Source organism: Streptomyces niveiscabiei, from assembly GCF_001419795.1.
Taxonomy (GTDB): Bacteria; Actinomycetota; Actinomycetes; order Streptomycetales; family Streptomycetaceae; genus Streptomyces; species Streptomyces niveiscabiei.
In genome coordinates this window covers 1-4444 of record NZ_LIRL01000768.1, presented here as the reverse complement: position 1 = coordinate 4444, position 4444 = coordinate 1, and the positions used below count along the sequence as shown (strand labels likewise).

Sequence of the window (4444 nt, the reverse complement as noted above, 5' to 3'; positions counted from 1 at the left end):
CTTCGACCCTGGTGACCTCCAACTCCTGGAGGTCACCAGGGTCGAAGTGAACGGAAAGAAGGCGAAGTTCACGCGGGAGGGCGACGAGATCAAGGTGACGCCGCGTCAGTTCCTGAGGAAGGGGCGGACGTTCAAGGTGAGCGTGACGTACGGCGGCGTACCGGAACCCCTGGGCGGCCCCATCGTCTTCGGCTCGAACTACGGCTGGATGAAGACCCCCGACGGAGTCTTCGTGGCCTGCGAACCGAACGCCGCGTCGACCTGGTTCCCGTCCAGCGACCACCCCTCGGACAAGGCGACGTACGACATCCGCATCCGGACTCCCAAGGGCCTCACGGCGGTGTCGAACGGCCGCCTGGTCTCGACGTTCGACAAGGGCGAGTCCACGTACACGCACTGGCGCGAATCGAAGCCGATGGCGACGTATTTGGCGACGGCGACGATAGGAAAGTTCGACGTAAGGACAGGCACCACCCCCGCCGGCACCCCCATCTACGTGGCGATAGACCCGGTGCTGGCGAACAGCAACAGCGTCGACGTGTACGGAGTGACCGCGGAGGCCACCGACTACTGGTCCGAGGTCTTCGGCCCGTACCCCTTCGAGGAGACCGGCGCGATCGTCGACGACATGCCGGAGGCGGGCTTCTCGCTGGAGATCCAGAGCAAGCCGGTCTACTCGGCCGTCCGCAGCGAATCGACGATCGTCCACGAACTGGCCCACCAGTGGTTCGGCGACTCGGTCAGCGTCGCGCACTGGAAGGACATCTGGCTGAACGAGGGCTTCGCGACGTACAGCCAGTGGCTGTGGGACGAGCACAAGGGCACCCGCACGGCGCACGACGCGTTCCTCGCGGGCTACAACTCCCGCCCGGGGACGAGCGCGTTCTGGCAGGTCACCGTGGGAGACCCGCAGCGGGACACGATGTTCGCCTCGGCCGTCTACCAGCGGGGCGCGATGACCCTCCAGGTCCTGCGCGAACGCATCGGCGACGCGGCCTTCTTCAAGCTCCTCCCGGCCTGGACGAAGCAGCACCGCTACGGCAACGCGAACACCGCCCAGTTCATCGCGCTCGCGGAGAAGATCTCGGGGCGGCAGCTGGACGACCTCTTCCAGACCTGGCTCTTCACGACAGGGAAACCGACCCTGTAGCCCCTCCACTCCTTGCATAGCAAGGAAGACACCCCGCGATAAGCAAGAATGTGCGGGTGCTCCAGCAAATCTTCAGCCCCTCCGTCCAGCACACCCTGGACCTCGCCGGCATCTTCGTCTTCGCCCTCTCGGGCGCCCTGCTGGCGGTCCGCAAGAACTTCGACGTCTTCGGCATCGCCGTCCTCGCCGAGGTGACCGCGCTGGGCGGGGGCCTGTTCCGCGACCTGGTGATCGGCGCGGTCCCCCCGGCGGCCTTCACGGACCTGGGCTACTTCCTGACCCCGCTGATCGCCGCCCTGATCGTCGTCTTCCTCCACCCGGAGGTGGAGCGCATCCAGAACGCGGTGAACGTCTTCGACGCGGCGGGCCTCGGCCTGTTCTGCGTGGCGGGCACGACGAAGGCGTACGACCACGGCCTGGGCCTGACCGCCTCGGCGACCCTCGGCCTGGCGACCGGCGTGGGCGGCGGTGTCCTGCGGGACGTCCTGGCGAACGAGGTCCCGTCCCTCCTGCGCTGGGACCGCGACCTCTACGCGGTCCCGGCGATGGTGGGCGCGACGATGGTGGTGGTCTGCATCCACTACGAGGCGCTCACCCCGCTGACCAGCGGCCTCGCGGCCATGACCGCGTTCGTGCTGCGCCTGCTCGCGATGCACTACCACTGGCGGGCACCGCGAGCCTGGAACCGCCGCTCTACTGTTCGAGAGGAGTAGTACCCCGGGTACCGGCGGCCCCCGTACCCGTCCCCGTGGCACCGGCGCTGCCGGATGCCTCCGTACTACCCGTAGTACCTCCGGCGTCGTCACCCTTCACGTTCGTCAGGCCCATCTGGACCGTCAGCCACTGGAACGCCGGGACCACCTGCGGCTTCCACAGCTTCATGTTGTGGCCGCCGACCTTCTTCGGGATGTAGACGACGTGGACGACCGTCGGCGCCTTGGCCTCCTTCTTGAGGGCGAGGCCCGCCTCGTAGCCGTCGCCGGGCTGGCCGGACTGGTAGAGGGAGACCGCCGGGGGAGGGGTCGCCTTCTGGAGCATGAAGTAGGGGTTGGTGTCGTGGCGCAGGGTCGGGTCCTGGGCGGTGAGGGAGGAGCGCTCGCCCATCGGGTCGTTGTACCCCGAGAGGCTGACGGCGGCGCGGTAGCGGTCGGGGTGGGCGATGGCCAGCTTGGTCGCGCAGTGCGCGCCCGCCGAGTACCCGGCGACGGCCCAGCCCTTGGGCGCGGGCAGGGCGCGGAAGTTGTCGGTGACCATCTTCGGTACGTCGACGCTGAGCCAGGTGTCCGCGTTGACGGTGCCCGGCACGTTCGCGCACCCGGTGTCGACGCCCGCAAGGAGCGTCGTACGCGGCGCGACCAGGATGAACGGCGCGATCTTGCCCTGCCGCATCAGGGAGGCGAGCTGCTCGTGCGCGTGCAGGGAGCCGAACCAGGCCTTCGCGGAGCCGGGGTAGCCGGGCAGCAGCTCGACGACGGGGAAGTGGATGTTCTTGAGGGACGGGTCGTTGTACTGCGGCGGCAGCCAGACGTAGACCTCGGCGGTGACGCCGGAGACCTGCCCCTTCAGCTCGGTCTGCATGACCCCGCCGGCCGCGCGCATCCCCGGCCCCTCGGCGTCGGTGAACTTCTGCTTGACCTTCGGGAGCTTCTTCACCGATATCCCGCCGGTGCCGCTCGCGCCGAGGTCCCGGGCCTGGTTGACGTGCGAACCCGTACCGAGCAGGTCGGCCCAGTTGTCGTACAGGTTGTTCGAGTTGTTCACCAGGGTGAAGACCAGCGCGACGGCGGTGCCCTGCGCGAACAGCAGCATCAGGAAACGCACCCCGCCCCGCAGGACGCGCGGCCCGCGCAGCCGCGTCCACAGGAACAGCGGGAGCACGATGGCGACGACCGCCAGCGCGATCAGCGTGTAGAGGAACGGGGTCCCGGTAAGGCTCATGTCCCTACAGAGGGAAAACACGGGCCCCGGGTTTACGGACGTGTGCGGACACTTACCGAGAAATTGCCGGAGCCTCACCGAGGCACGCCGTGGATCTTGCGGGAGCGGGGGGCTACCGGCCAGTAAAGCTACTGCTTAGTAATGGGCTGTTGTAGTGTTCACCCATGCCAGAGACAGCCGCCCTCGCCACCGTCGGAGACAGCGAGTTCGACCGCGCGACGACGCTCACCCCCCGCGACCCCGGTGTGTACGACATCGACCTCCCGGCGGGCTGGACCATCTTCGGCGCCCTCAACGGCGGCTACCTCCTGGCCGTCCTCGGCCGGGCCCTCGGCGACACGCTCCCGCACCCCCACCCCTTCACCATCTCGGCCCACTACCTGAGCGCCTCCCGCCCCGGCCCGGCGACCGTCCGCACGGAAACGGTCCGCACCGGCCGCACCCTCTCCACCGGCCAGGCGTCCCTGTTCCAGTACGACGAGACAGGCGCCGAAGTCGAACGCATCCGCGTCCTGGCTTCCTACGGCGACCTGACGGCCCTCCCCGACGACGTCCGCACATCGGCGAAACCCCCGGCGTTCCCGCCCCTGGCCCACTGCGTGGGCCCGGACGACGCACCCGGCTCCGCCGACCAACAGCCCATAGCGGAACGGATGATGCTCAAGCTCGACCCCGCGACGGTCGGCTGGGCCCTCGGTCAGCCCTCCGGAAAGGGCGAGTCCCGGGCCTGGTTCGGCCTCGCCGACGGCCGCGACGCCGACCCCCTCTCCCTCCTCCTCGCCGTCGACGCCCTCCCCCCGACCGCCTTCGACCTCGGCCTCAAGGGCTGGGTCCCGACGGTCGAACTCACCGCCCACATCAGGGCGTTGCCCGCCCCGGGCCCGGTCCGCGTCGCCATCACCACCCGCAACCTCGCGGGCGGCTTCCTGGAGGAGGACGCGGAGATCTGGGACAGCGAGGACCGCCTGGTCGCCCAGTCCCGCCAACTCGCCCGCGTCAAGCTGCCGTAACCGACTCCCGCCCGGTCCAGGCAGCCAACTTCCCATACGCATCGGCCCCTTCAGGCGCCGCGACAGCGGACCCGAACGGAATCCCGGCGGGCCGCTGAGGCCCGGGCAGGTTCCGCAGAGCGACGTCCAGAGCGAACTCCCCGACCTCGCCGGAGAGTTCGACAGGCCACCCGAGGGCCTCGCTCAAATCCCAGGTATGCGTGGCCAGTTCCATCACATAGCCCGAGATCGCGGCGGCCCCCGGCACCTCCCCCCACGGCACCCGGACGGTCTTCGCGAGCGACGCGTCGTCCTCCCACGCCTTCACACCCCGAACGCGCGCCTCCTCGAACACCACCCCCCACTC

Annotated in this window: 5 protein-coding genes; 3 read left to right on the top strand and 2 right to left on the bottom strand. The window is 69.2% G+C overall.

Translation table 11 applies throughout. From position 1 onward, the window contains the following. Together AOK24_RS33055 and AOK24_RS33050 are read left to right on the top strand one after the other, a co-directional pair. A partial coding sequence (locus AOK24_RS33055; RefSeq protein ID WP_055723703.1) for a M1 family metallopeptidase occupies positions 1-1150 on the top strand: 1150 nt, incomplete at its 5' end. Between the two features lie 56 nt (positions 1151-1206). Further along, positions 1207-1863 (top strand): trimeric intracellular cation channel family protein, encoded by a 657-nt coding sequence (locus AOK24_RS33050; RefSeq protein WP_055723702.1) that lies wholly within the window; start codon positions 1207-1209, stop codon positions 1861-1863. On the opposite strand, the gene AOK24_RS33045 is transcribed toward AOK24_RS33050, so the two are convergent. After that, positions 1844-3088, bottom strand: a complete 1245-nt coding sequence (locus AOK24_RS33045) for an alpha/beta hydrolase (protein WP_055723701.1) — start codon at positions 3086-3088, stop codon at positions 1844-1846. The genes AOK24_RS33050 and AOK24_RS33045 overlap by 20 nt on opposite strands. Positions 3089-3252: 164 nt before the next feature. On the opposite strand from AOK24_RS33045, the gene AOK24_RS33040 reads away from it, so the two are divergent. Then, positions 3253-4098 carry a thioesterase family protein gene (locus AOK24_RS33040; protein ID WP_055723700.1) on the top strand — a complete coding sequence of 282 codons (846 nt, stop codon included), beginning with the start codon at positions 3253-3255 and terminating at the stop codon, positions 4096-4098. Here the strand turns inward: AOK24_RS33040 and AOK24_RS33035 are convergent. Further along, positions 4085-4444 (bottom strand): TIGR03086 family metal-binding protein (locus tag AOK24_RS33035; RefSeq protein ID WP_063799558.1); only part of this gene is annotated, 360 nt, incomplete at its 5' end. The two genes, AOK24_RS33040 and AOK24_RS33035, sit on opposite strands and share 14 nt — an antisense overlap.

What these genes read in the sequence shown, in the direction of transcription:
- AOK24_RS33045 (WP_055723701.1), bottom strand. Translation starts at nt 3,088, where the DNA reads ATGAGCCTTACCGGGACCCCGTTCCTCTACACGCTGATCGCGCTGGCG.
- AOK24_RS33040 (WP_055723700.1), top strand. Translation starts at nt 3,253, where the DNA reads ATGCCAGAGACAGCCGCCCTCGCCACCGTCGGAGACAGCGAGTTCGAC.